Genomic DNA, 25,065 nt, shown 5'->3' on the forward strand with positions numbered 1-25,065 from the left:
CCGGCTGGGCAGCGGCCAGGCCAGCGCGCGGCGGCCATGAACGCGGCCGTCGGCGTCTGCGTATCGGACGTCGTCGACCATCGGGGGCCGGCGCGACGACTGCCGTCCTTCGGGCAACGAGGAACCATCCCACGCCCACCTGACGTGCAGTGATATCAGGGCCTGGGATACGGAATCACAGGCGGACGACAGGGGAACGATGTCGGTTAGGGACGATGCCGAGGAGTTCGCGGCGTTGCTGCGTCAGCTCAAAACCCGCACCGGTCGGAGTTACGGCTCCCTCGCCCGCCAGCTCAACATGAACGCCTCCACACTGCACCGGTACTGCGCAGGCGAGGGCGTTCCTCAGGACTTCGCGCCCGTCGAGCGGCTCGCGACCTTCTGCGGGGCGACGCCTCAGGAGCGGCTCGAACTGCACCGGCTGTGGCTGTCAGCGGTGGCGGCCCGGCAGCGGGTGCGTACGGCCGACTCACCGGAGGCAGCAGTTCCGGCACGCGCACCGGACACGGACACGGACACGGACAGGGGTAGGGGCAGAGACACGGACGCAGACGGGGACGGGGACGCAGAGGGGGACGGCGGCAGGGACCGGGACAGGTACGGCGACCGCGCGGGCTCCACCCATCGTCGTCGACGGGTCCTCGCGTCCACCACCGCCGTCTGCGCACTGCTCGTCATCACCGTCGCGGGTCTGTCCGCCCTCTCGGACGGCCATTCCTCCGGGACGGACGCGTCGTCCCGCTCCATGAGCCCCGGGAGGACCACCGGGCCAACCGCCGCCGGCGCACCCGGCCGCTCGGCGCAACCGTCGGCCAGCGAGCCCGCCGCCGCCCCGCCCCTCACCTGGAGCGTCGACTCCCTGGTTTGGGACAAGGGCTGCGACCACGACTACGTCCTCGACAAGCCGTCCGCGCAGGTGCCTCCGCCGCCGTTTCCGCAGGACGCCGAGATGTGGGCGACGACGCAGGGCGCGGTGCACGGGCGGCAGACGAAGGTGCAGATCTCGGTGCAGGGGCGGTCGTCCACGGCCGTGGTCCTGAAGGCGATCCACGTCCGGGTCGTCAGCCGCGGCACTCCCGCCGGCGGGAACGCCTACTCCATGGGCCAGGGCTGCGGCAGCGACCTCACTCCCCGTCACTTCACCGTGAACCTCGACGAGGACCACCCCCTGGCCCAGCCGAAGGACGGCGCGAACGGTGCCGACGGCGGGCACACCATCCCGGCCGTACGCTTCCCGTACCGTGTCTCCGCCGAAGACCCGGAGGTGCTGGAGGTCCACGCGACGACACAGGCCTACGACGCCCGCTGGTACCTCGAACTCGACTGGTCCTCCCAGGGCCGCACCGGCACGATCCGCATCGACGACGACGGCAGCCCGTTCCACACCACCAGTATCAAGGGCATGCCGCACTACTGGTATGGCAGGAACGACGCGGGAAAGCGAGCCTGGGTCCCGCTCGACAGCCACTGACAGCTACTGACCTTTTCGGGTTGCCTTCGGGTGGTGACGTTGGGTGATTCCTGCGGTATGCCGGTGTGATGCGGTATGCGGATGGTGGGGACCTGACTGCTGAGCGGCGGGCCGCGCGTGAAGGGATCCGGCTGGAGACCGGGCGGAGGTGCGCACGAGGTGACAGGAATCCGGTTATCGCCAAGGATCACGCCGCCGGGCTCGGGCGGATCGTCAACACGTGCTCCGACGCCCTGTTCGGCGCGGGGCTCAGCGTGTACGCCGGGGGTAAAGGCGTCGTGCCAGGGCTGACCGCCTCCTCGGCAGCGGCAGGCGCCGCGCACGGCATGAAGGTCAACGCAGTCGTGCCCACCGCGGCGACCCGCATGTCCCTGGGGCGGTCCGGGACGACGAACGAACGACCGCGCTGCTCAACGACCTGTTCCCCGCCCGGCACGTCGCACGGGTGATGGCGTGGCCGGCCCATGAGAGCGCCCGCTGCACCGGCCAGCTCCTCCACGCGGCCGGCCGCCGCACCGCCCGGACCTTCCTGGGGGCCACCGAGGGCGTCGTATGGACGGACGACCCCACACCGCAGATGATCCGGGACGGTTACCCGCGGATCCGGACCCGGATCCGCGACATCGCAGCGTTTCGCACACCGGGGAGCGTCAGCGAGTCTATGGACTTCTCCCTTACCCGGTCGGGTGCTGGGGCCGCCGGGCCGTCGGCCCTCGACCTCACGACCCCGGCCGCCGGCGCATGACGTTCCCACACCCGCGGCGCGGCGCCCTCTACGGCTCCGGGAGGACCCGTGCCACAGGACATGGACTTCGACCTCCCCGCCGCCACGGACATCAGCCCGGATCTCGAAGACGCCCGCCGGCACAACCTGGACTGGGTGCGCCGCACTGGTGGCGGGTCTGCGGGGGCGGAGTTCGGGATGCTGGCCTGGGCTGTGAGGCTGTCGCTCACCCCACCAGACGCAGGCGCTGCTCGCATACCCCGACCCGGACACGCTGGCCCCAGGTGAGCTCCACCGCGTCGGTCTCGATCCCGTCGCCGAACGCGACAAGGCGCTCCGACTCGACGGTGAGGGCCAGGCGGTTGCCCCCCACCAGCTCGCCCGCCACGAGCGAGGTGCCGGTGGTGGGGGAGGGCCACGCCTCCCGCACGAACCACACCAGCCGCTCCTCCGTGGGGCCCGGCAGCCGCAAGTCGCCGTCCGCCCTACCACCGCCCCGCTCCTGCCATACCGACCGGACCCAGCCGGTGGCCCCCGTACCGGTGCCCACCAGCACACCGGAGGAAGCCTGGGCCTCGACGGCACCGCGTCCGTCGTCGAAGCCCAGGCGGTAGCGGGCGGTCTGGTGGCTGGCGGCGCCCACGTAGATCTCGTTGAGCGCCAGCAGCCGCTGGGTGTCGTCGGCGACGGCCTCGACCATGGTCAGCTCGGTCGTGCCGGTGCCTGTGCCGGTGCCTGTGCGGGCGGCTAGCGCGGCTGCCAGAAGCATTCGCGCGTCGGCGGGCCGGTGGCGGACCAGGACGCCCGGGTTGCGGTGCGGGTCGGCGTCGACGCCCACCACCGGCTGTCCCGCGAGGTACTTGGCGACATTCGCGACCAGCCCGTCCTGGCCGACGACGACCACCACGTCATCGGGGGCGAACAGGAACCGGTCCAGGTCCCTTCGTTCCACTTGACTCTGGCGCCACGTCAGGGGGACGGCGGCTGTCACCTCCGCGAGCGCGCGTCTCGTGCGCCGGTGACGCTCGGCGATCTCCTCGATGTCACGACCCCGCGAGGAAAGGAAGAAGGCGGCCTGGCCGTGCGTGCCGTGCCGGGCAACCAACTCCTCGTACTCCGTGGTGCGGTGGACCAGCACGGCCCGCGGGGCCAGGCTCATCCCCGGTCTCCTATGCCGAGCCTCGCCAGCATGCCGGTCACGATGTCCGGCGATACCGTCACGCTGGCGATGTGCGGAAGGTTCTCCGCGAGCCGCGTCCCGGTGAGCGCGTGCAGGGTGGCCACGTCGACCTCTCCGTGCACCCGCAGCCAGGCCGCCTGCGCCTGTGCCCGCGCCTCGCCGACCTCGCGCGCCGCTTCCGCCTCGGCTCGAGCGAGCTGCACCGTACGCGCCGCCTCCGCCCGGGTCAGCCGCTCGGTGCGCTGCGCCTCAGCCTCGGCCAGCTTCACCGCGCGTGCGGCCTCCGCCTCCGCAAGCCGCACCGAACGCGTGGCCTCTGCCTCTGCCCGCACCTTGTCCGCGGCCGCGTTCTCCTCTGCCTCTCGCCGGGTGTTCGTACCCCGCTGCTCGACCAGCTGCTCCTCGCGGCGGGCCAGTTCAATCTTGCTTGCGAGTTCGTTCTCCGCGATCGTCCGCTCTCGCTCGACGGCCACCGCTCGCCTCTCGTAAGTCGCCCGGTCGGCCTCCTGCTGGATCTGCTCACGCGCGGGAGTGCGCAACGCGCGTTCCACCTCCGGCTCGGGGCGCAGTGCGACAACCCGGACTGCCACGATCTCGATGCCGGTGGCCGGCAACCGTGGTTCTGAGGCCAGCCCCGCCGCTACCCGTTCCCGTACCGCCGTCACGCCGTCCATCAGCGCAGACGCCAGCGACGTGCGCGCGAGGACGTCCAGCGCGTGTTGCTGCGCCGTCTCCGTCAGCAGCGTACCGAGCTGTTCCAGCGGTGCGCCGCGCCAGATCCCGGTGTCCGGGTCGATGGAGAAATCCAGGCGGGCGGCGGCTATGGACGGGTCGCTGATCCGGTACGTCACCGTGGTCTGCACCGTCACGTCCTGGAAGTCACCTGTGCGGGCATGAAAGGTCATGGCCAACTCCCGGTCGTCGACCGGCACTTCGGAAAGCGCTGCGCTCAACGCGCGGAACCAGAAGCTGAGCCCCGGCCCGTCGTGCACCAGCTTGCCGGAACGGTGGTGGCGGACATGCGTCGTCGGAGCGCCGCGTAGATGGCGCCAGCCCAGGCGCCGGGTGATGTCGGCCATGAAGGCCCCCCAATCCCTTTTCTCGTCACTGGGACGATAAGAGGGAAGATAGCCACCCCTTCTCTTGTCGTCAAGTGGACGACAACTGACACGTGACGCGATGTCTATTGCCAAGGGGAGCTGTGCTCGCTCGATGAGCAGGCCCAGGGGCCAAGTGCCGGTCGACGCGACCACATCGCCTGCGCGGCCACCGCGGACAACTCGTCCGTCCGCACTGCTACTGCACTGCCTGCATGCGCATCGACGTGTCCATGGGAACCTTCGGCCCCGGCGTCGACCAGGACGGCGAGACCGTCCCGGGCTCCATGGCCAAAGCCGGCCGACGACGGGCGTCGGTGATGACGTCGCCCGTCGTCGGGACCGTCACACGGTGATGATCTGCCACTGCTCCTCGGGCGCGCGGCGGTAGGTGGACTGGTTGATGTCGGCGCCGTCGGCGGTCGAGCCCCGTCTACGTTGAGGGACAGTCCGCTCAGCCGGTTGGTGAGGCAGAAGTAACCGTCGCCGGTCGGCGTGATCGCCCAGTGCTGTTGCGGGGCGTTGGCGTCCCCCCAGAGGGAGACGTTCCCGCCGTCCGCCCGGGAGAGGTCGGCCACCTCCATCAGCTTGCCGCTGTTGACGTTCCTGATCTTGTCGCGACCACAGCGGCGCCCGCGGCGCCCAGCAGGGTACGACGGGACAGTCTTCTCCCTGACGACATGGGTGTACTCCCGGCCGGGTGGCTGTGATGTTCGGGGGTGAGGCGGTGGAGGCGGCGGGCAGGCCCGAGAGCGTGCCCGCCGCGGCTGTGAGTCATGGCGCTGCGGGAGTCACAGCGCCGTGAAGGTCCACTGCAGGTTGCTGCTGCTGCCGTAGGTCCACTGCTTGGTGACCGAGCCCGAGGTGACGTTGCCACCGCCGTCGAGGACCAGGCCGGTGGTGCGGTTGGCGATCGTGTAGCTGTTGCCGCCCCGGGCGGTGATCTTCCACTGCTGGTTGGGGCCGCCGTTCCAGGGCGCCTGCTGGGCCGGGGAGCCGTCGGCGGTGTTGCCCCATCCGTCGGCGACCATGCCGTTGGTGCGGTTGACCAGCTTGTAGTAGCCGCCGCCCACGTCGACCGCCTGCCACTGGAGGTTGCTGCTGGAGTCCCAGCTCCACTGCTTGAGGTTGGATCCGGAGGCGACGTTGCCGCCGCTGTCCAGGGCGAGACCGTTGGTGACGTTGCTGATCCGGAAGTACCTCGACGGATTGAACTGGACCCTGAGCGAGGTGATCTGGTCGTTGTTGCCGGTGACCCTGAGGTCCGGGTTGTCGGCGGTGAAGGTCCAGGCGGTGCCGGTGAAGTTGTCGCCGGAGTAGCCGATCACCTGGTAACCGGCGGCGGGACGCAGGCTGGAGATGGTGCGGGTGCCCAGTCCGGCCGCGCTCAGGTCGGCCGCGGTGTAGTCGCCCACGGGCAACGGGGCCGAGCCGCCCGTGTAGTTGACGTCTGTGAAGGCGGCGGCGCCGGCGAGCGGCAGCATGCCGGGGATGGTGCCGGAGAAGGCCAGCTTCAGGACGTAGGCGCCCGCGCTGTACGGCGCCGAGGACGGCAGGGTGACCGTCAGGCCGGAGGAAGTCTGCGTGGGTGCGGGCAGGTCGATGTAGGTGCCGGCAGTGGAGCCGAGCAGCTTCACCGAGGTCAGCGAGGAGAGGTTGATGCGGTCCGAGCTGAGCGTCTTGATCGTCACTGAGCTGCCGGGCCAGCCCAGGACGGTGGCGTACAGGACGTTGGCCGCCTTGTTGCGGGTGAAGCGGATGTCCTGTGCGGTGCCGGCCGTCGGATTGGTGAAGGCGCCGCCGCCCATCTTCGTCGGGCCTTCGCCGTACACGGTCCAGGCGCGGGTCGAGTACACCGACTCGCCGAAGCGCTTCAGGTAGTCGCCCATGCCGAGAAGGATGTCCTTCTGCGCCTGGGGGATGGTGCCGTCGGCCATCGGCGCGATGTTCAGCAGCACGTTGCCGTTCTTGCTGACCCGGTCGAGGAACGAGTGCAGCATCTGCTGGCTGCTGTAGTAGCCGATGCCCTGCGTGTAGCACCAGCTGGAGCTGGAGATGCTGTCGTCGGTCAGCCAGTACGGGCTGGTGAGGTCGCCCGGCCCACCGCGCTCGTAGTCGAAGACCTCGCCCTTGCCGTTGAACCCGTCCTTGTAGGTGGCGACGACCTCACGGCCCCAGGCGTTGGCCTGGTTGTAGTAGTAGGACAGGAAGTTCAGGCGCTGCGTCTCGTCGACCGCGTCCAGTTTGAAGTCCTGCCACAGGATGTCGGGTTGCGCGAGGTCGATGACTTCCTTGAGCTTGTCGTACCAGAGCTGGTTCTCCGCGGCCGCACCGAGCTGGCCGTAGAGCTTCTTGAGGCTGGGGTCGGTCTGGGCGGGGGCGAACTCGTAGAAGCCGTTGTAGTGGTACGCGTGGTGCATGGCTACCAGCAGCTTGAGGCCCTTGGCCCGGATCGCCGTGGTGAACAGCTGCAGCAGGTTGAGCTTGGGGCCCTTGGCCACCGAGTTCCACTCGTTGACCTGGCTGTTCCACATGGAATAGCCGTCGTGGTGCTCGGCGACCGGCCCCGCGAACCTCGCGCCCGCGTCGACGAACAGCTGCGCCCACTCGTTGGGGTCGAAGTTCCCGCCGGCCGACTTCAGCTTGGGCGCGAACTGCACGAAGTTGCCCGCCAGGTCCTTCGCCCCGTTGATGAAGTTGTGGTACGGCCATGCCGAGGGCTGGCCGTAGGTCGCGATGTGGTGCCGGTTGACGCTGTCGCCCGCCTGATACATGGTCCGCGGATACCACTCGTTGCCGAAGGCGGGAACGCTGAAGACGCCCCAGTGGAAGTAGATCCCGAACTTCGCGTCCTGGAACCACTCCGGAGCCGGCGGGTGCTGATCGACCGAGTTCCAGTCGGGCGTGTAGGTGCTCGGCGCCGCCTGGGCGACGCCGGCGCCCAGGCCACCCCCTGCTATGGCTGCCGCCGCCACACACGTGGCGGCGGACAGGAACTGGCGTCTGTTGAGCGAACGCGACATGAGGACATCCCTGAGGTAGGGGCGAGGGGGACGGGGGGAGACGCGGGACGCCGACGGTTCTGGAGCGTCGGAGGTTACGCATGAAGTTCGACCATGTGACGCACTGATGTCAATGGGTGTGCAGGGATGAAAACCTGTATCAGCATTGGCTTTTGTCTACATATAGGCGCTATCAGCGCGTTGCAGTGGCAGCAAACATGGAATGTCTGGGCACCCGACACAGGGGGCGCCACCACACGGGCAGTCCACAGGCAAGCCGTCAGCGCATCACGAGTACGCATCATTGATGGGATGGATGCCGACCAGCCCGTCCACGGATGACCATGCTGCGCCGAAGCGAGCTGGCTGGCGACCGCAGCGCTGGCAGTCCGGGTGAGGGTGGTGGTGCGGCTGGTGCACTGCGGGCGCCCGTCGTCGTACCTGCCGAGCAGCAGACCACGGGGAGCGGTCAGGGAGCCGGCATGATGCGTTGTTCACGTTCAGTGGGCTGACTGGCGGGCGGCGAGGTAGTCGACCAGCAGTGGCCGCGTTGGCCTGGATCCTTACGAAACCCACGTTGCGGGCGGGCCATTCGGCTACCTTGGTGGCGCGGTTGCCGGCCCAGGTGCCGGTGGCGACCTGGGTGAAGTTCGTGCCGTCGGTGCTGGTGGAGATGGTGTACGAGGTGATGTCGCCGTCGGTGGTGTTGGAGCGGTTCCACTGCTTGGGCAGGTACTCCAGGGTGGAGACGTTGCTCCACACCCCGCCCAGATCGATCGTGATCGAGTGGGGCAGGGGCGAGGGCAGTCCCCAGGTCGACCAGCAGGTCTCGTAGTTCCTGTCGCTGAGTCCGTCGATGGCGTGGAGCGGTCCCTCGCCGGTGCGGAAGCCGGTCGCGTAGGCGCTGACGGGTGTCACGGGGTGCTCGGCTCGGAGTATCTGCGTCGGCAGTGGCGGCCTGGAGGTGTTGGGGCTCCATGCCGCTCCGACTTCGGCGAGCCGGTTGACGATGTTGGTGTCCAGCCTGCCGTTGCGGTTGGGCGGGCAGTTGAGGATGAACGAGGTGTACTTCGGTTCCAGGTCCGCCAGATGGGACAGGATCGCGTCCTTGCTCATCAGGCTCTCGGTCGGCGTGGTCGGATGCCAGAACCAGCCGTTGCTGATCGTCTGGCCCTGGGTGGCGGCGTAGGTGTTTCCGGCCGGCGCGGTGATGCCCAGCGGCTCCTCGAAGTAGATCGCGTCACCGAGCCACGGTACGGACAGTCCACCGTGGTCGATCATGACGATGTCCGGCTGGAGCGACTTCACGTGCTCCCGGATCCGCTGGTAGGAGACGGCCTGCTGGCCCATCTGCCACGCGTAGCCGTCGGTGACGAACATATCGATGGTGCCGTAGTTGGTCAGCAGTTCGGTGATCTACCCGAGGATGAAGGTCATGTCGGCGGGCTGGATGGCGTCGGTGATCTCGAGGCCGGTCACCTTGTGCCGGCTCTCCCACGCCTCGACGCCGAAGGTCCGGTCCCAGATCGAGTAGTAGAACCCGACCTTCAGCCCCTTCGCCCGGAAGGCGTCGCAGTACGCCCGGACCACGTCCTGCTTGTAGGAGCTGTTCGCGACGTTCTGGGTGCCGTAGGCGCTCGGCCACAGGGCGAAGCCGTCATGGTGCTTGGTCGTCAGGATGCCGTAGCTCATCATCGCCGCCGCGGCGGCGGCCGCCCACTGGGCACAGTCCACGAGGATGAAAGTACTCGGTCGGGGATCGGAAGGTGAGGTTTTGTCTGTGTAAGTGGCTGTTCGTTCTGCCGTAGACATGCCATGTTTATGCGGAGAGCCGGAGCGCGACACCCAAGGCGCTGCCGCACGTCCGAGTTCTGCTGCGCCACCCGCTCGGCCGCCGACCGTCCACCGGCACGACTCATCGCGAGCGGATGTACGGGACACCGGTACGAGCGCAAGCGTCAGTGCATCACGAATGCGCATCATTGATGGGATGGATCAATCGCCCAGGAAGCCCAACGGCGACCGCGTCGAGATCATCCAGTGGTCATCTCCAGCACTGTTGCCGCACCCACTAGACAACCTCACTTCCTCCGCTCTATAAACATCCCATCTCTCCGCCGACGACACACAGCCGTCGCATCGGCGTAACAACCCCGCTCCGGGACCAGCGCGAGGAAGTACCCATGAGACTGAGAACCGCACTCGGCTCCACCGCCTCCGTCGTCTGCGCACTGACGCTGCTCAGCGCCTGCAGCAGCGGCTCCACCACCGCCGCCTCGTCGAGCGACAAGCCGCTCGTGGGCGTCGACTACCCGCGTTCCGACACCGACTTCTGGAACTCGTACATCAAGTACACGCCTCAGTCGGCCAAGGAGCTGGGGCTGGATCTGAAGACCACGAACTCCCAGAACGACGTCGCCAAGCTCACCGCCAACGCGCAGACGTTCATCAGCCAGGGCGTCAAGGGCATCGCGATGGCGCCGCAGGACACCGCCGCCATCGCGCCGACGCTGGCGCAGCTGGAGGCGAAGAAGATCCCGGTCGTCACCGTCGACACCCGGCCCGACAGCGGCAAGGTGTTCATGGTGGTGCGGGCCGACAACCGCGCCTACGGCGAGAAGGCCTGCCGGTACCTCGGCACCAAGCTCGGCGGCAAGGGCAAGGTCGTGATGCTTCAGGGCGGCCTCGACTCCATCAACGGCCGTGACCGCACCGAGGCGTTCAACGACTGCATGAAGAAGAACTACCCCGGCATCAAGGTGTTCGGCGAGGCCACCAACTGGGACGGCGCGGTCGCCGCGCAGAAGCTCCAGACCGACCTGACCGCCCACCCGGACATCAAGGGCGTCTACATGCAGTCCAGCTTCGCCCTGTCCGGCACGCTCCAGGTGCTCAAGCAGCGCGGTCTGCTGGTCGACCCGAAGAACAAGAAGCACGTGTTCGTGGTCTCCAACGACGGTATCCCCGAGGAGCTCAAGTCCATCGCCGCGGGCAAGATCGACGCCACCGTCTCCCAGCCGGCCGACGCGTACGCCAAGTACGCCCTGTACTACCTGAAGGCCGCGATCGACGGGAAGAAGTTCAAGCCCGGCAAGACCGACCACGACAGCACCATCATCCAGGTCCGCGACGGCCTGCTGGAGGACCAGCTCTCCGCTCCGCTGGTCACGGCGGACGGCGGCACCTACGGCGGCGTGCCCAGCGTCAAGAGTGACGACAAGTCGCTGTGGGGCAACAACCTCGGCTGACCGGCCCTCTCAGGCATCCAGCGGCTCACCACTACAAGGCGGTTGAAATGAGAGACGGGGAGCGAGCAGTCACCCCCGCGCCCGCCCCGGCGGACGACGGGCGGGCCTCCGCGACACCGCCCGTCGTCGAGGCGACGGGCATAGTCAAACGATTCGGTCCGACCGTGGCCCTGAACGGCGCCCGGATCACCATCCGGCCAGGCGAGACCCACGCGCTCGTCGGCCGCAACGGAGCCGGCAAGTCGACCCTGGTCTCCGTTCTGACGGGCCTGCACGCCCCCGACGAGGGAACGGTCACCTTCGGCGGCGGCCCCGCCCCCCGGCTCAGCGACCGTGACGCCTGGCGACAGCGCGTGGCCTGCGTCTACCAGAAGTCGACGATCATCCCCACGCTGACCGTCGCGGAGAACCTCTTCCTGAACCGTCACCACCACGGCCCCAACAGGTTGATCAGCTGGGCCGGCGTACGCCGCCGGGCGCAGGAGCTGCTGTCGACCTGGTCGGTGGACGTCGACCCGCAGTCCCCGGCCGGTGAACTCAGCGTCGAGCAGCGGCAGTTCGTCGAGATCGCCCGGGCGCTGTCCTTCGGGGCCCGGTTCATCATCCTCGACGAGCCCACCGCACAGCTCGACGCGGCCGCGATCAACCGGCTCTTCGACCGCATCCGCGACCTGCAACGCCAGGGCGTGACCTTCCTGTTCATCAGTCACCACTTGCAGGAGGTCTACGAGATCTGCGACATGGTGACGGTGTTCCGCGACGCCCGGCACATCGTCACCGCCCCCGTCGCGGACCTTCCCCGCACGGAGCTGGTCGCCGCCATGACCGGCGAGACGGCCGCCGGCCGGCAGGAGGTGCGCTCGAGCACCCTCGACCCCGCCGCGGCTCCCGCGCTGTCGGTGCGGGATCTGGGCAGGGACGGCACGTACGAAGACGTCACCTTCCAGGTAGGCGCCGGCGAGATCGTCGGTCTCGCCGGTGCCGCCGCCAGCGGACGCACCGAGGTCGCCGAGACCGTCGTAGGGCTGTGGGCGGCCGCCACCGGCGAGGTGGAGATCGCCGGGCGGCGGCCCCGTCCGGGCAGCGTGCCCGCCGCGCTCGCCGCCGGCGCCGGGTTCGTCCCCCAGGACCGGCACCACCAGGGCTTCGTGCCCGGCATGTCGATCGCCGACAACGCCACCCTGTCCGTGCCCCACCGGCTCGGCAGAAACGGCCTCCTGAGCCGTGACCGACGCGACCGGCTCGCCGACAACATGATCGAGAAGCTGGCGATCAAGACGCCGGGCCCTGATCTGCCCGTCTCCTCCCTGTCCGGGGGCAACCAGCAGAAGGTCGTCATGGCCCGCGCCCTGGCCGACGACCCGCGGCTGCTGGTGCTGATCAACCCGACCGCGGGCGTGGACGTGCGCTCCAAGGAATTCCTCCTCGGCAAGGTCGAGGAGACCGCCCGGACCGGCACCGGAGTGCTCATCGCCTCCGACGAACTCGACGACCTGCGCATGTGCGACCGGATCCTGGTGATGTTCCAGGGCCGGGTCACGACAGAGATAGCCCGCGGTTGGCACGACCACGACCTCGTGGCCGCGATGGAAGGAGTGGACCTCAATGCCTGAAACCGTCCTCGCGGACACAGCCGCCAAGGCCGCGGAACCGAAGCAGAGGCGCACCGCGCTGCTCGGCGGCCGGATCCCCCTGGCCCGGCTGCGCGACCTCGCGCTGGTCCCCGCGATCGTCGTCATCGCGATCGTCGGCCAGATCGTCAACCCGGTCTTCCTGCAGACGGACAACCTCATCAACGTCCTGCAGACGATGTCCGAGATGGCCCTGCTGGTCCTCGCCCAGACGATGATTCTGATCGTCAAGAAGATGGACCTGTCGCTGGAGTCCACCATGGGCCTCGCGCCCGGTGTCGCGGCCTGGCTGGTCGTGCCGGCCGGCGCCGGACACGGACTCGGCCTGCTCTCCGGCGCCTGGGCGATCCCCGTCACCCTGGCCGTGGGCGTGCTGGTCGGCGTGATCAACTCACTGCTGATCATCCGTTTCGGCCTCAACGGCTTCATCGTCACCCTCGGCATGCTGATCGTGCTGCGCGGCATCCTCACCGGTATCTCCGGCGGCCAGACGTTCTTCCAGCTGCCGCAGTCGATGCTCTACCCCGGCACCGCGCAGTGGCTCGGAATGCCCGCCTCCATCTGGATCTGCCTGGCCCTGTTCGCCGTCGCCATCGTGGTCCTCGGATGGACCAGCTTCGGCCGCTCGCTGTACGCCATCGGCGGCAACGTCGACGCGGCGAAGGCGGCCGGCATCCGCACCGACCGGGTGCTGTGGATCGTCATCGTCACCGGCAGCGTGCTCGCCGCACTCGCCGGACTGCTGCTCTCCGGACGGCTGGCCTCCGTCGCCTCCGCGCAGGGCAACGGATACATCTTCACCGTGTTCGCCGCCGCCGTCATCGGCGGGATCAGCCTCAACGGCGGCAAGGGCACCATGTTCGGCGCGTTCTGCGGCATCCTGCTGCTCTTCATGATCCAGAACGTGCTCACGCTCGGCGGCGTCCCCGCCCAGTGGATCGGCGCCCTCAACGGCCTGATCATCCTGGTCGCCCTCGCCATCTCCCGCATCACCGGCGGCAAGGTCCAAGACTGACGCGGGCGGCCGTCGCCGGCCGCCCGTCCCACGCCGCGTTCACCGCTCGTCGCAAGGGGCCCGATTCCCCCTTGCCCTCACAGGAGTTGCCGCCATGTCCTCCACCCTGCCCGCATCCGCCCGCATCACCGCCCTGGACGTCCTGGACGTGCGGTTCCCCACCTCCGAACACCTCGACGGCTCGGACGCCATGAACCCCGAGCCCGACTACTCCGCCGCCTACGTCGTCCTGCGCACCGACGCCGGCGACGCACTGGAGGGCCACGCCCTCGCCTTCACCACCGGCCGCGGCAACGACGTACAGGCCGCCGCCATCGCGGCCCTCGCCCCGCACGTGGTCGGCCTCTCGGTCGAGGAAGTCTGCGCCGACCTCGGCGCGTTCTCCCGCTCCCTCGTACACGATCCCCAATTGCGCTGGCTGGGCCCGGAGAAGGGCGCCATCCACATGGCCACCGGCGCGGTCGTCAACGCCGCCTGGGACCTGGCCGCCAAGCGCGCGGGCAAGCCCGTATGGCGCTTCCTCGGCGAGATGTCCCCCGAGGACCTGGTCGCCCAGGTCGACTTCCGCTGGCTCAGCGACGCCCTCACCCCCGAGGAGGCGCTTCAGATCCTGCGCCGTGCCGAGCCCGGCCGCCAGGAGCGCGTCGCCCGTCTGCTGGAGCGCGGCTACCCCGCCTACACCACCACCCCCGGCTGGCTCGGCTACTCCGACGAGAAGCTGGCCCGCCTCGCCCGAGAGGCCGTCGCCGACGGCTTCACTCAGATCAAGCTGAAGGTCGGCGCGGACCTGGAGGACGACGTACGGCGCATGCGCACCGCCCGTGAGACGGTCGGGCCGGACATCCGCATCGCCGTCGACGCCAACCAGAGATGGGACGTCCAGCCCGCCATCGACTGGATGCGCGCCCTCGCCCCCTACGACCCGTACTGGATCGAGGAGCCCACCTCCCCCGACGACATCCTCGGCCACGCCGCCGTCCGCAAGGCCGTCAGCCCGATCAAGGTCGCCACCGGTGAGCACATCGCCAACCGGGTCGTCTTCAAGCAACTCCTGCAGGCCGGCGCGGTGGACATCGTGCAGATCGACTCCGCCCGGGTCGGCGGCGTCAACGAGAACATCGCGATCCTGCTGCTCGCCGCGAAGTTCGGCGTGCCGGTCTGCCCCCACGCCGGAGGGGTGGGCCTGTGCGAGATGGTGCAGCACCTGTCGATGTTCGACTACGTCGCCGTCTCCGGCACCACCGAGGACCGCGTCATCGAGTACGTCGACCACCTGCACGAGCACTTCGTCGACCCGGTCCGCATCGCCGACGGCCACTACCTCGCGCCGGCCCTGCCGGGGCTGAGCGCGCAGATGCACCCCGAGTCCCTCAAGGAGTACACCTACCCCGACGGCCCCGTGTGGACGGCCCGTGTCTGACGCCCAGGTCCTCATCGACGCCCACCACCACGTGTGGGACCTGGACATCCGGCCGCAGTCCTGGCTCGACGAGCCCGGACACGAGCCCCTGCGCCGCAGCTTCGGCACCGACGACCTGCGCACGGCCGCGACCAGGACGATCGCGGGTCGGCGGCTGGAGCGCACGGTGCTTGTCCAGTGCGTGGCGTCGGTCGAGGAGACCCGCGAGTTCCTCGCCCTCGCCGACGGCGACCCGCTCATCGGCGCGGTCGTCGGCTGGGCGGACCTCACGTCCCCGGCGATCGGCGACATCCTCGACGCGCTGCGCGCCGGGCCCGGCGGCATGTACCTGCGGGCCGTACGTCACCTCGTCCAGGGCGAGTCCGACGCCACCTGGCTGCAACGGCCTTCGGTGGAGCGGGGACTACGGGCGGTGGCCGAACGCGGCCTCGGGTACGACCTGCTGATCCGCGACCACCAGTTCCCCCAGGCGATCCGCCTGGCCGAACGCCTCCCCGGCCTTCCCCTGGTCCTCGACCACGCCGGCAAACCGCCCATCGTCCGACGTGGCCTGGGCGACTGGGAGCGGGGCGTGCGACGGCTGGCCGCGCACCCCCACGTGCGATGCAAGGTGTCGGGACTGATCACCGAGGCCGACCACGAGAAGTGGATCGTCGACGACATCCGGCCGGTGTGGGAGGTCCTGCTGGCGGCCTTCGGCCCGGACCGGCTGATGTTCGGCTCGGACTGGCCGGTCTGCGTCCTGGCCGGCGGCTGGAACCGCTGGGCCGCCACCGTCGGGGAACTCCTGGACGGCTGCTCCGCCGCCGAGACCGAGGCGGTCCTCGCCGGCACCGCCACCAGGTTCTACGGCCTCGACCCCGCTCGAAGGAAGGAGCGCACCGCATGCTGATGACCGAACTCCTGCACCCGGGCATCCTCGAAGCCCTGGCGGGCGCCGGGCACGGCGCCCGGGTCCTGCTCGCCGACGGCCACTATCCGGCGAGCACCGCCACCGGCCCGCGCGCCAGGACCGTCCATCTCAACCTGGCGCCGGGTCTGCTGGACGTCACCACCGTGCTCGACGTCCTGCTGCGGGCTCTGCCCGTCGAGTCGGCGCACGTGATGGTGCCGCCCGAGGGCGAGCCGGAGCCGCCCGCCATCGCCGAGTACCGCTCGATGCTGGCGCCCGTCCCCGTCGAGACGCTCGGCCGCTTCGCGTTCTACGACGCCGCCCGCTCGCCCGACCTGGCCCTCGTCGTCGTCACCGCTGACATCCGCACCTACGCCAACCTGCTGCTCACGATCGGCGTCCGCGCCGAAGGGACCCTGAGATGACACTCGCCGTCCGCTACCTCGCCGCCCGCACCCTGGACACCGCGCCCGCCGCAAGCCCGCCCCCCGGCCCCGGCCAGGTGGAGATCGCCCCCGCCTACGTCGGTATCTGCGGCACCGATCTGCACATCTTCCACGGCGACATGGACGCCCGGGTCGCCGCGCCCGCCGTCCTCGGCCACGAGATGTCGGGCCGGATCGTGCGGGTGGGTGCGGGAGTGGAGGACTGGTCGCCCGGTGACGCGGTCACCGTGATGCCGCTGCGCTGGGACGACACCTGCCCGGCCTGCCGCGCCGGCCACCAGCACATCTGCCAGCACCTCGACTTCATCGGTATCGACTCGCCGGGCGCGATGCAGCAGCGCTGGCTTGTGCCCGCCTCGACGCTGATCCGGCTGCCGCAGACTCTGGCTCTGGACCGGGCCGCGCTCGTCGAGCCGACGGCGGTCGCCGTGCACGACGTGGGCCGGGCCCAGGTCCGCTCGGGCGAGAAGGCCGTCGTGGTCGGCGGCGGTCCCGTCGGCATCCTCATCGCCCTGGTCGCCCGCGCCGCCGGAGCCGAGGTCCGGGTCGTCGAGCTGAGCGCCCACCGTCGGCGGCTCGCCGAGAAGCTGGGGCTCATGACCTGGGACCCGGCCACCGACGACCTGCTGGAGCTGGTCGGTGAGTGGACCGGCGACGCCGGTGCGGACGTGGCCTTCGAGGTGTCCGGCGCGCAGGGCGGAGTGGACACGGCGGTCGACGTGCTGGGGGTGCGCGGGCGGCTGTGCCTCGTGGCCATCCACCCCCGGCCCCGCGAGGTGAACCTGCACCGCTTCTTCTGGCGCGAACTCACCCTCGTGGGCGCCCGGTTGTACGACCGCACCGACTTCGAGCGGGCGGTGACCCTGGTGGCCGACGGCACCGTTCCGGCCGAGCAGCTGATCAGCAAGGTCGTCCCCTTGGCGCAGGCGCCCGACGCGTTCGAGGCCCTGGAGGGCGGCGGCGACGTGATGAAGATCCTCGTGGACTGCACCGACGACTCCCAGGGAGCCATCCAGTGAACGCCTTCGACCTGACCGGCAGGCTCGCCGTCGTCACCGGGGCCCGGCGCGGCATCGGCCGTGCCATGGCCCGCGCCCTCGCCGAGGCCGGCGCGGACGTCATCGGCGTCAGCGCCCAGCTGGAGGACACCGGCAGCGACGTGGAGAAGGACGTCCTGGCCGCGGGCGGCACCTTCGAGGCGATCCGCACCGACTTCGCCGACCCCGAAGCCGTCCGCGCCCTGGGCGCCGACCTGGCCGGACGGGAGCGCCCGGTGGACATCCTGGTCAACAACGCGGGCACCATCCGCCGCGCCCCGGCCGCCGAACACACCGACGAGGACTGGGACTTGGTGCTCCAGGTCAACCTCAACGCACAGTTCGCCCTGTCCCGCGCGGTGGGCGCGTCGATGGTGGCCCGCGGCCACGGAAAGATCGTCTTCACGGCGTCGCTGCTCAGCTTCCAGGGCGGCATCACCGTCCCCGGCTACACCGCCGCCAAGCACGGCATCGCCGGACTGACCAAGGCCCTGGCCAACGAGTGGGCCCCGCACGGCGTCAACGTCAACGCCATCGCCCCCGGCTACATCGCCACCGACAACACCCAGGCCCTCCAGGACGACCCAGTGCGCAGCAAGGCCATCCTGGACCGCATCCCGGCCGCCCGCTGGGGCAGCGCCGACGACCTCGCGGGCGCCACCGTGTTCCTCGCCTCGGACGCCGCCGCCTACGTCCACGGCGTCGTCCTGCCCGTCGACGGCGGATGGCTCGGCCGATGACCGGCACCGACCTGGCCGCCGTGCTGGACGGCGCCCGCGTGCTGCCGGTGCTGACGGTGCCCGCCGCCGCGATGGCCGGCCCGCTGGCCGACGCGCTCGCGGCGGGCGGCGCCCGGTGCGCCGAGGTCACGTTCCGCACCCCCGACGCCGAGCAGGTGCTCAAGACGATGGCCGCCCACGGAGGGCTGACCGTCGGCGCCGGTACGGTCCTCACGCCCGAGCAGGTGGACCGTGCCGTGGCGGCGGGAGCCCGTTTCGTGGTCTCGCCCGGCTTCGACGAGGACGTCGTCGCCAAGTGCCGTGAGCTGGGCGTGCCCGTGGTGCCCGGCATCGCCTCCGCGACCGAGCTGATGCGCGCCCTGCGCTCCGGCCTCGACACCGTCAAGCTCTTCCCCGCCGAACCGCTCGGCGGCATCCCGATGCTGCGCGCCCTCGCGGCTCCCTTCCCCCAGGCACGGTTCGTGCCCACGGGCGGCATCGACGCTCCGCGCCTGCCCGCCTACCTCGCCGTCCCGGCGGTCCTCGCCGTCGGCGGCAGCTGGATGGCCACCCCCGCCCATCTGGAGCGCGGCGAGTACGACGAGATCCGCCGGCTGACCGCCGAGGCCGTGCACGGGAGCGCGACGTGAACGACGTGGTGGCCCTCGGCGAGGTGATGCTCCGCTTCGACCCGGGCGAGGGCAGGATTCGCACCGCCCGCACCTTCCAGGTCTGGGAAGGCGGCGGTGAGTACAACGTCGTCCGCGGACTGCGGCGCTGCTTCGGCCTGCGTACGGCCGTCGTGACCGCCCTGGCCGACAACCAGGTGGGGCGGCTCGTCGAGGACCTGATCCTCCAGGGCGGCGTCGACACCTCCCTCATCCGCTGGGTGCCCGACGACGGCATCGGCCGCACCGCCCGCAACGGCCTCAACTTCGTCGAGCGCGGCTACGGCATCCGGGGCGCGGTGGGCGTCAGCGACCGCGCGAACACCGCCGTTTCGCAGCTGCGCAAGGGGGACGTCGACTGGGACGCGGTCTTCTCCCCGGGTCCGCGCTGGTTCCACACCGGCGGCGTCTTCGCCGGTCTGTCGGACACTACGGTGGACGTCGCGGACGAGGCCATGGCGGCAGCTCGACGGCACGGTGTCAGGGTCTCCTACGACCCCAACTACCGCCCCAGTCTCTGGGCCGGCAGGGGCGGCGCCGAGGCCGCCCGCGAGGTCGACCTGCGCCTCGCCCGCCACGCCGACGTCGTGGTGGGCGCCCTGGGGCTGGCAGGGCCGTACCCGGGCGCGGTACGCGTCGCGGCGGACGAGGTGCGGGACGCCCTCTGCGAAGTGGCCGCGCTGCTGCCCCAGGCCGAGGTGCTCGCGACCACCCTGCGGGACGTGCCCTCGGCCGGCGTCAACGATTGGTCCTCGGCGGCCTGGTCGCCCCGTACCGGCTTCGTCCGCGGCCCGGAACTGCCCGGCCTGCACGTCCTGGACCGCATCGGCTCGGGCGACGCCTTCGCGGCCGGCCTGATCTACGCACTGCTGACCCTCGACGGTGACGAGGCCCAACCGGCGGGCCGTGCCGCACCCATGGCCGACCTCGACACCGCCGGACTGAGCCGTGCCCTGGCTTACGGCACCGCGCACGGCGCCCTCACCATGACCACCCCGGGCGACGTGTCCATGGCCTCGCTCGCCGAGGTCGAGGCACTCATGGCAGGCGCCTCGGCCGCCGTCAGAAGGTGACAGACCCATGAGCGCTCACGCCGTCGCCGCTTCCCAAGGAGCACAGTTGACACCGCACAACATCGGGCGCCGGAAGGTCGCGAGCACCCCTGTCGAGCTCACCGGACTCGGCTTCGGGGCCTCCGTCATCGGCAACCTCTACAGAGTCACCCCGGCCCACGACGCGCAGGCCGCACTCGAGGCGGCCTGGGAAGCGGGCATCCGGTACTTCGACACCGCACCGCACTACGGGCTCGGTCTCTCCGAGCGCCGCCTGGGGGCGGCGCTGGCGGACAGGCCACGTGACGCGTACGTCGTCTCCTCCAAGGTCGGCCGCCTGCTCGTGCCCAACGAGCACCCGCGCGGCACCGACACCGAGGGCTTCGTGGTGCGCGACGACCTGCGCCGGCAGTGGGACTTCAGCCGGGACGGAGTGCTCCGCTCCATCGAGGACACGCTGGAACGCACCGGCCTGGACCGCCTGGACATCGTCTACCTGCACGATCCCGACGACCACTGGACGCAGGCGGCCGAGGAGGCCATGCCGGCCCTGGCAGAGCTCCGGGACCAGGGAGTGATCGGCGCGATCGGCGCCGGAATGAACCAGTCGGCCATGCTCGCCCGCTTCCTGCGCGAGACCGCGGCCGACGTGGTGATGCTGGCCGGCCGGTACACCCTCCTCGACCAGTCGGCACTGGACGACGTCCTGCCCGCCGCCGAGGAACTCGGCAAGAGCGTGGTGGCCGTCGGCGTGTTCAACTCGGGGCTGCTCTCCCGCGACCACCCCACCGAGGGCATGAAGTACGACTACCAGGAGGCCCCGCCGGAGCTGCTCGACCGCGCTCGGGCGATCGCCGACGTCTGCGCGGCGCACGGCACCACCCTGCCCGCCGCCGCGATCGCCTTCCCCTACACCCACCGCAGTATCATCAACGTCACCCTCGGTATGCGAAATCCGCAGCAGGTCGTACGGAACGCAGAACTCCACCGCCGGTACGTCCCCGACGGGCTCTGGGACGATCTCCGCGCCCAGGGACTCATCAGATCGGACGTGCCCGCGGCGCACGGGCCCGGAAGGAGCGCGCGGTGTCTCTGACGGACAAGGCCATCGTGCAGATCCGGGAGCTGATCCGCAGCGGAGCGCTGCCGCCGGGCTCGAAGCTCCCGCCGGAACCGGAGCTGGCCGCTCAGCTGGGCCTCTCCCGCAACCTCGCCCGGGAGGCCGTGAAGGCGTTGGCCGTCGCCCGGGTCCTGGAGGTCCGGCGGGGCGACGGCACCTACGTGACCAGCCTGCAGCCGAGCCTGCTCCTGGAGGGGCTCGGCGGTGCGGTGGAACTGCTGCAGGGCGATTCCGCCGCGCTGCAGGACCTCATCGAGGTACGACGGCTCCTGGAACCGATCGCCACCGCACTGGCCGCCACCCGGATCTCCGACGAGCAGCTGGCCGAGGTCGAGCAGCACCTGAACGCCATGCGCGAAGCCCAGGACGACGTGGAACGGCTCAACGCTCACGACGCCGCGTTCCACCGCGCCGTCATCTCGGCCACCGGCAACGAAACGCTCCTCACGCTCCTGGAAAGCATCTCCGGGCGCACCCTGCGCGCCCGCATCTGGCGCGGCCTGGTCGACACCCAGGCCTCCGGCCGGACCCTCGCCGAACACGAGGCGATCTTCCGGGCCCTGTCCGTCCGCGACGCCTCCCTCAGCCAGGCCGCCGCACTGCTGCACGTCAGCAACACCGAGCTGTGGCTCAAGGACCACCTGCGTTCGGGTGAGGCCCTTCCGTGGGGCGTGACCACAGGGCTCTAGCCCTTCCCGAGACGCTCTTCCGTCTGGCAGAAGCCGCCTTGCGGAGCCACCGACGGCGTCAAGAACCTGTTCCCGACCACGGCACGCCGGGCGACGACGCCCCGCCGACAGGGACGGGAACCCCATGCCTCACACGACCGCCTTGTCGCCGATGATCAGCGACGTGCGGGCGACTACAGCTTCCGGGTGCACGGCGAGGATCCCCGTCTCCGCCGCCGCCTTCGCCGCTCCGTAAGGGGTGATGGGGTCAGGCAGGCACGATTCGGCGTAGTGGACCCGGGCCCCAGAGAACACGGCATCACTGGAAACGTGGACGAGGCGGACACCTTGTCTTGCCGCAGTCATTGCGAGCCGGATGGGGGCCTGTGCCGTCACGGCCCAGTCGGACCCGCCGCTCGATGCGTTGATGACGAGACGCGGGCTCGCTCATGACGGCGTCCAGGCGGCTGGCGTCCCGCAGATCGAGGGGGTACCAGACGGCCTGGGCGGCGTCGCCGAGCCTGGTGGCGTACGTCGCTGCCGTGGCCTGCTTGGCTGTGGCTTCCTCGTCGGCGTCCTGTCGGAGGCGCGTTGACCGACCGGGTAACGGTGACCCTTGTACGACGGCGACGCATTCTCCACGAGCGACGCCCCCTCCAGCGTGATCAAACCGAAGATCATCCCACCCTTTCAGTCAACGTGGCAACGCCGCCGCACCGGAGCCAGGAGCTGGTCCGAAGAAGGGTGGTGGTGATCAGGTGCCCCGCGTCCGCTGACGACCGTCGCCGCTCTTCCTCAACAGCAGGCCGTTGAGGAAGAGCGGCGACGGAGGGCGGGGTCAGGAGGGGGTGATCTGCCATTGCTGCCGCGTCAGTGACGCGTACGGCTGCTGCTCGATGTTGGCTCCGTCGGCGGTGCTGCCCTCGTCGACGGCGAGGCAGAGTCCGCTGTAGCGGTTGATGAGGAAGTAGTGGCCGTCACCGGTGGGCGTGACGGCCCAGTGCTGCTGGGGGGCGTTGGCGTCCGACCAGATGGCCACGTTGCCGCCGTCGGCGCGGGAGAGACCCGCGACCTCCATGAGCTTGCCGCTGCCCGCACCCTTGATCTCGTAGTAGCCGTCGCCGGTCTTGGCGAAGGTCCACTTCTGGTTCGTCTTGTTGAGCCAGGGCCACTGGTGGAGGTTGGTGCTGTTGGCGGTGCCGCCGCCTTCCACGTCGGCGACCTTGCCGCTGTGCCGGGCGACCAGCCGGTAGACGGTGCCGTCGCCGGGCAGCGTGGTGGACACCAGTGCCGGCTTGGCCGTCCGGCCGCCGATGTGGACGCCGCCCATGTTGACGTAGCCGCCGGTGGCCGCGTTGGCCTGGATCCGTACGAAACCCACGTTGCGGGCGGGCCATTCGGCCACCTTGGTGGCGCGGTTGCCGGCCCAGGTGCCGGTGGCGACCTGGGTGAAGTTCGTGCCGTCGGTGCTGGTGGAGATGGTGTACGAGGTGATGTCGCCGTCGGTCGAGTTGCTGCGGTTCCACTGCTTGGGCAGGTACTCCAGGGTGGAGACGTTGCTCCACACCCCGCCCAGATCGATCGTGATCGAGTGCGGCAGGGGCGAGGGCAGTCCCCAGGTCGACCAGCAGGTCTCGTAGCGGATGTCGCTGAGTCCGTCGATGGCGCGGAGCGGGTCCTCGCCGGTGCGGAAGGCGGTGGCGTACGCGTTGACCGGTGTGACGGGGTGCTCGGCGCGCAGCAGTTGGGTGGGCAGCGGCGGCCTGGAGGTGTCGGGGCTCCATGCCGCGCCGACCTCGGCCAGCCGGTTGACGATGTTGGTGTCCAGCAAGCCGTTGCGGTTGGGCGGGCAGTTGAGGATGAACGAGGTGTACTTCGGCTCCAGGTCGGCCAGGTGCGAGAGGATCGCGCCCTTGCTCATCAGGCCCTCGGTCGGGGTGGAGGGGTGCCAGAACCAGCCGTTGCTGATGGTCTGCCCCTGCATTCCGGCGTAGGTATTGCCCGTCGGCGCCGTCACGCCCAGCGGCTCCTCGAAGAAGATCGCGTCGCTGAGGAAGGGCTCCGACAGCCCGCCGATGTCGATCATGACGCAGTCCGGCTGCAGCTCCTTGACCAGCGAACGGATCCTCTGGTAGGAGACGGCCTGCTGCCCCATCTGCCATGCGTAACCATCGGTCATGAACATGTCGATGGTGCCGTAGTTGGTGAGCAACTCGCGAATCTGACCGAGTATGAAGGTCATGTCACCGGGCTGGATGGCATCGGTGATCTCGAGGCCGGTCACCTTGTGCCGGCTCTCCCACGCCTCGACGCCGAAGGTCCGGTCCCAGATCGAGTAGTAGAACCCGACCTTCAGCCCCTTCGCCCGGAAGGCGTCGCAGTACGCCCGGACCACGTCCTGCTTGTAGGAACTGTTCGCCACGTTCTGGGTGCCGTAGGCGCTCGGCCACAGGGCGAAGCCGTCATGGTGCTTGGTGGTCAGGATGCCGTACCTCATCTTCGCGGCGACCGCCGCGTCGGCCCACTGCGCGCAGTTGACACTCGGGGGAGCGAAGAGGGTGGGGCTCTGGTTGGGTTCGGCCCACTCCTGGTTCGTGAACGTGCCCAGGCTGAAGTGGTTGAACATACCGAACCGCATGTCGACCATCTTGCTCAGGTTGGTCTGTGCGTCCGCGGCGGCGGCCTGCGGCAGAAAACCGGAGAAGCCGGGGACGAGCGGCAGGGCGGTCGCGGCGGTCGCCGCGCCCGCCGCACCGAGAAACGTACGGCGAGTCATTCTTGATGAGGACATGGCCCACTCCTGTGTGCGGATGGCATTGACTGCGGTGACGAGACTCAGATGACATTCGACGTTTGCTTGGGTGTCGGGACGCGCCCTGCCGGAGGCATCTGCAACCCGCTGGGGGACGGATATGCCGCAAAGGCTGAGGAACGGCGCTCCCGTGGAACCTGCGGGCAGGGCGGGCGCCCGATGACATCGTCGGCGGGTGATCGACGCCGACGCAGTCTCCTCCCGAGTGCTCGCAGGACAGCCCGAGGTTTGCGGCTCGGCGTTCGGGTTGACCGGAGTGACATCGGATGTATTAACGGGCATCGATCTGGCATCTGTCTAGTGCCTCGACAAGAATTCAAGGACAGAGCTGGTTGGATGCGCTAGGGCGTCAGGGGCAAGGCACCGAAACGCCATGCGATCAGTCGATAGATCGGGTGAATTGGGGAGGCGGGCCTCTGCGGACGCGCTCACAGAGGCCGGGCGTGAGTGACTCCAGGACCGCGCCACGCGCCGCCGGCCCCCCGGGGAACGTCGTCGTGCGCGTGCACGCTGGGCTCGTACTCTGTGCGTGTCGCAGGATGCCGCCGCGGTGGCGGACCGCCCGTGCCGGCGGGTCCGGCACGGGCGGTGTGGCGCGGCCGGTGGCCGCCGTGCGGTCAGCCCACATCGAACCGGTCGATCACCATGTAGGCGCCTCCTGTCTTGGTGAGGGTGAGGGTGTGCCGTCCGACCGGTAGCCCGCTGACGGAGTAGACGGTCTGCTGGGCCTGGCGGCTCGCGGAGAACGCGTTGACGGTGCCCTTGGAGGTGCCGTCGAGGAAGACCGCGATGGTGGGGGAAATCGGGGATGCGGGCCCCGGTCCACATGGGCGGCGCCCGTCGGCGTGGATCACGCCGAGCGT

20 protein-coding genes and 2 pseudogenes are annotated in these 25,065 nt (G+C 69.9%); 14 read left to right on the top strand and 8 right to left on the bottom strand.

The window, feature by feature from the left end; translation table 11 throughout:
• The first annotated feature begins 199 nt into the window (after window positions 1-199).
• Entirely contained in the window at window positions 200-1,471 is a 1,272-nt protein-coding gene (locus ACFY9E_RS18035) for a helix-turn-helix domain-containing protein (protein ID WP_390984691.1), read from the top strand.
• Window positions 1,472-2,421: 950 nt separating this feature from the next.
• Here ACFY9E_RS18035 and ACFY9E_RS18040 read toward each other — a convergent pair.
• Together ACFY9E_RS18040 and ACFY9E_RS18045 are read right to left on the bottom strand one after the other, a co-directional pair.
• Window positions 2,422-3,354, bottom strand: coding sequence for a hypothetical protein (locus ACFY9E_RS18040; protein WP_390984693.1), 933 nt, complete (start codon window positions 3,352-3,354; stop codon window positions 2,422-2,424).
• Complete coding sequence (locus ACFY9E_RS18045; protein WP_390984696.1) at window positions 3,351-4,454, bottom strand: SPFH domain-containing protein; 1,104 nt, start codon at window positions 4,452-4,454, stop codon at window positions 3,351-3,353. The genes ACFY9E_RS18040 and ACFY9E_RS18045 overlap by 4 nt, the downstream gene beginning before the upstream one ends.
• A 233-nt stretch (window positions 4,455-4,687) precedes the next feature.
• Here ACFY9E_RS18045 and ACFY9E_RS18050 point away from each other — a divergent pair, with 233 nt between their 5' ends.
• Window positions 4,688-4,828, top strand: a complete 141-nt coding sequence (locus ACFY9E_RS18050) for a hypothetical protein (RefSeq protein WP_390984698.1) — start codon at window positions 4,688-4,690, stop codon at window positions 4,826-4,828.
• Here ACFY9E_RS18050 and ACFY9E_RS18055 read toward each other — a convergent pair.
• From ACFY9E_RS18055 to ACFY9E_RS18065, 3 genes and pseudogenes are all read right to left on the bottom strand, one after another.
• Window positions 4,818-5,095 (bottom strand): annotated as a pseudogene (locus tag ACFY9E_RS18055) (RICIN domain-containing protein); the annotation flags it as partial. The gene ACFY9E_RS18050 and the pseudogene ACFY9E_RS18055 sit on opposite strands and share 11 nt — an antisense overlap.
• A 168-nt stretch (window positions 5,096-5,263) precedes the next feature.
• Window positions 5,264-7,495 carry an alpha-L-fucosidase gene (locus ACFY9E_RS18060; RefSeq protein ID WP_390984701.1) on the bottom strand — a complete coding sequence of 744 codons (2,232 nt, stop codon included), beginning with the start codon at window positions 7,493-7,495 and terminating at the stop codon, window positions 5,264-5,266.
• Window positions 7,496-8,008: 513 nt separating this feature from the next.
• Window positions 8,009-9,214: pseudogene (locus tag ACFY9E_RS18065) on the bottom strand (alpha-L-fucosidase); the annotation flags it as partial.
• A gap of 443 nt (window positions 9,215-9,657) precedes the next feature.
• Here ACFY9E_RS18065 and ACFY9E_RS18070 point away from each other — a divergent pair.
• The 12 genes from ACFY9E_RS18070 (at window position 9,658) to ACFY9E_RS18125 (ending at window position 21,411) form a co-directional block, all read left to right on the top strand.
• The gene (locus ACFY9E_RS18070; RefSeq protein ID WP_390984703.1) at window positions 9,658-10,722 is read left to right on the top strand and encodes a substrate-binding domain-containing protein; all 1,065 of its coding nucleotides are present in this window, start codon (window positions 9,658-9,660) and stop codon (window positions 10,720-10,722) included.
• 47 nt (window positions 10,723-10,769) lie between these two features.
• Window positions 10,770-12,335 (top strand): ATP-binding cassette domain-containing protein, encoded by a 1,566-nt coding sequence (locus tag ACFY9E_RS18075; RefSeq protein WP_390984706.1) that lies wholly within the window; start codon window positions 10,770-10,772, stop codon window positions 12,333-12,335.
• Window positions 12,328-13,368, top strand: coding sequence for an ABC transporter permease (locus ACFY9E_RS18080; RefSeq protein WP_390984708.1), 1,041 nt, complete (start codon window positions 12,328-12,330; stop codon window positions 13,366-13,368). The genes ACFY9E_RS18075 and ACFY9E_RS18080 overlap by 8 nt, the downstream gene beginning before the upstream one ends.
• Window positions 13,369-13,462: 94 nt before the next feature.
• Window positions 13,463-14,788 carry an enolase C-terminal domain-like protein gene (locus ACFY9E_RS18085; RefSeq protein WP_390984711.1) on the top strand — a complete coding sequence of 442 codons (1,326 nt, stop codon included), beginning with the start codon at window positions 13,463-13,465 and terminating at the stop codon, window positions 14,786-14,788.
• Window positions 14,781-15,680, top strand: a complete 900-nt coding sequence (locus ACFY9E_RS18090; protein WP_390984713.1) for an amidohydrolase family protein — start codon at window positions 14,781-14,783, stop codon at window positions 15,678-15,680. The genes ACFY9E_RS18085 and ACFY9E_RS18090 overlap by 8 nt, the downstream gene beginning before the upstream one ends.
• Window positions 15,674-16,105, top strand: coding sequence for an RbsD/FucU domain-containing protein (locus tag ACFY9E_RS18095; RefSeq protein WP_390984715.1), 432 nt, complete (start codon window positions 15,674-15,676; stop codon window positions 16,103-16,105). The genes ACFY9E_RS18090 and ACFY9E_RS18095 overlap by 7 nt, the downstream gene beginning before the upstream one ends.
• Window positions 16,102-17,145, top strand: a complete 1,044-nt coding sequence (locus ACFY9E_RS18100) for an alcohol dehydrogenase catalytic domain-containing protein (RefSeq protein WP_390984718.1) — start codon at window positions 16,102-16,104, stop codon at window positions 17,143-17,145. The genes ACFY9E_RS18095 and ACFY9E_RS18100 overlap by 4 nt, the downstream gene beginning before the upstream one ends.
• Window positions 17,142-17,903 carry an SDR family oxidoreductase gene (locus ACFY9E_RS18105; protein ID WP_390984720.1) on the top strand — a complete coding sequence of 254 codons (762 nt, stop codon included), beginning with the start codon at window positions 17,142-17,144 and terminating at the stop codon, window positions 17,901-17,903. The genes ACFY9E_RS18100 and ACFY9E_RS18105 overlap by 4 nt, the downstream gene beginning before the upstream one ends.
• Window positions 17,900-18,532: a bifunctional 4-hydroxy-2-oxoglutarate aldolase/2-dehydro-3-deoxy-phosphogluconate aldolase gene (gene eda / locus ACFY9E_RS18110; protein WP_390984723.1), complete on the top strand. Its 633-nt coding sequence runs from the start codon at window positions 17,900-17,902 to the stop codon at window positions 18,530-18,532. Before ACFY9E_RS18105 ends, eda begins: the two co-directional genes overlap by 4 nt.
• Window positions 18,529-19,623, top strand: coding sequence for a PfkB family carbohydrate kinase (locus tag ACFY9E_RS18115; RefSeq protein ID WP_390984726.1), 1,095 nt, complete (start codon window positions 18,529-18,531; stop codon window positions 19,621-19,623). Before eda ends, ACFY9E_RS18115 begins: the two co-directional genes overlap by 4 nt.
• Before the next feature lie 7 nt (window positions 19,624-19,630).
• Window positions 19,631-20,698, top strand: a complete 1,068-nt coding sequence (locus ACFY9E_RS18120; protein ID WP_390984729.1) for an aldo/keto reductase — start codon at window positions 19,631-19,633, stop codon at window positions 20,696-20,698.
• Complete coding sequence (locus ACFY9E_RS18125; protein ID WP_390984731.1) at window positions 20,689-21,411, top strand: FCD domain-containing protein; 723 nt, start codon at window positions 20,689-20,691, stop codon at window positions 21,409-21,411. Before ACFY9E_RS18120 ends, ACFY9E_RS18125 begins: the two co-directional genes overlap by 10 nt.
• 129 nt (window positions 21,412-21,540) lie before the next feature.
• Here the strand turns inward: ACFY9E_RS18125 and ACFY9E_RS18130 are convergent, their stop codons facing one another.
• From ACFY9E_RS18130 to ACFY9E_RS18140, 3 genes are all read right to left on the bottom strand, one after another.
• The gene (locus ACFY9E_RS18130; protein ID WP_390985120.1) at window positions 21,541-21,756 is read right to left on the bottom strand and encodes a sugar nucleotide-binding protein; all 216 of its coding nucleotides are present in this window, start codon (window positions 21,754-21,756) and stop codon (window positions 21,541-21,543) included.
• A gap of 472 nt (window positions 21,757-22,228) precedes the next feature.
• Window positions 22,229-24,181: an alpha-L-fucosidase gene (locus ACFY9E_RS18135; protein WP_390984734.1), complete on the bottom strand. Its 1,953-nt coding sequence runs from the start codon at window positions 24,179-24,181 to the stop codon at window positions 22,229-22,231.
• A 638-nt stretch (window positions 24,182-24,819) separates the two neighbouring features.
• Entirely contained in the window at window positions 24,820-25,056 is a 237-nt protein-coding gene (locus ACFY9E_RS18140) for a hypothetical protein (RefSeq protein WP_390984737.1), read from the bottom strand.
• Between the last annotated feature and the right edge of the window lie 9 nt (window positions 25,057-25,065).

The sequence above is a fragment of the Streptomyces sp. NPDC012466 genome, assembly GCF_042955215.1.
Taxonomy (GTDB): domain Bacteria; phylum Actinomycetota; class Actinomycetes; order Streptomycetales; family Streptomycetaceae; genus Streptomyces.

Excerpts from the sequence above, each read along its gene's own strand:
- ACFY9E_RS18130 (WP_390985120.1), bottom strand. The coding sequence starts at position 21,756 with ATGACTGCGGCAAGACAAGGTGTCCGCCTCGTCCACGTTTCCAGTGAT.
- ACFY9E_RS18060 (WP_390984701.1), bottom strand. The coding sequence starts at position 7,495 with ATGTCGCGTTCGCTCAACAGACGCCAGTTCCTGTCCGCCGCCACGTGT.
- ACFY9E_RS18035 (WP_390984691.1), top strand. The coding sequence starts at position 200 with ATGTCGGTTAGGGACGATGCCGAGGAGTTCGCGGCGTTGCTGCGTCAG.
- ACFY9E_RS18040 (WP_390984693.1), bottom strand. The coding sequence starts at position 3,354 with ATGAGCCTGGCCCCGCGGGCCGTGCTGGTCCACCGCACCACGGAGTAC.
- ACFY9E_RS18050 (WP_390984698.1), top strand. The coding sequence starts at position 4,688 with ATGCGCATCGACGTGTCCATGGGAACCTTCGGCCCCGGCGTCGACCAG.
- ACFY9E_RS18100 (WP_390984718.1), top strand. The coding sequence starts at position 16,102 with ATGACACTCGCCGTCCGCTACCTCGCCGCCCGCACCCTGGACACCGCG.
- ACFY9E_RS18075 (WP_390984706.1), top strand. The coding sequence starts at position 10,770 with ATGAGAGACGGGGAGCGAGCAGTCACCCCCGCGCCCGCCCCGGCGGAC.
- ACFY9E_RS18085 (WP_390984711.1), top strand. The coding sequence starts at position 13,463 with ATGTCCTCCACCCTGCCCGCATCCGCCCGCATCACCGCCCTGGACGTC.
- ACFY9E_RS18080 (WP_390984708.1), top strand. The coding sequence starts at position 12,328 with ATGCCTGAAACCGTCCTCGCGGACACAGCCGCCAAGGCCGCGGAACCG.
- ACFY9E_RS18070 (WP_390984703.1), top strand. The coding sequence starts at position 9,658 with ATGAGACTGAGAACCGCACTCGGCTCCACCGCCTCCGTCGTCTGCGCA.
- ACFY9E_RS18095 (WP_390984715.1), top strand. The coding sequence starts at position 15,674 with ATGCTGATGACCGAACTCCTGCACCCGGGCATCCTCGAAGCCCTGGCG.
- ACFY9E_RS18135 (WP_390984734.1), bottom strand. The coding sequence starts at position 24,181 with ATGTCCTCATCAAGAATGACTCGCCGTACGTTTCTCGGTGCGGCGGGC.
- eda (WP_390984723.1), top strand. The coding sequence starts at position 17,900 with ATGACCGGCACCGACCTGGCCGCCGTGCTGGACGGCGCCCGCGTGCTG.
- ACFY9E_RS18045 (WP_390984696.1), bottom strand. The coding sequence starts at position 4,454 with ATGGCCGACATCACCCGGCGCCTGGGCTGGCGCCATCTACGCGGCGCT.
- ACFY9E_RS18120 (WP_390984729.1), top strand. The coding sequence starts at position 19,631 with ATGAGCGCTCACGCCGTCGCCGCTTCCCAAGGAGCACAGTTGACACCG.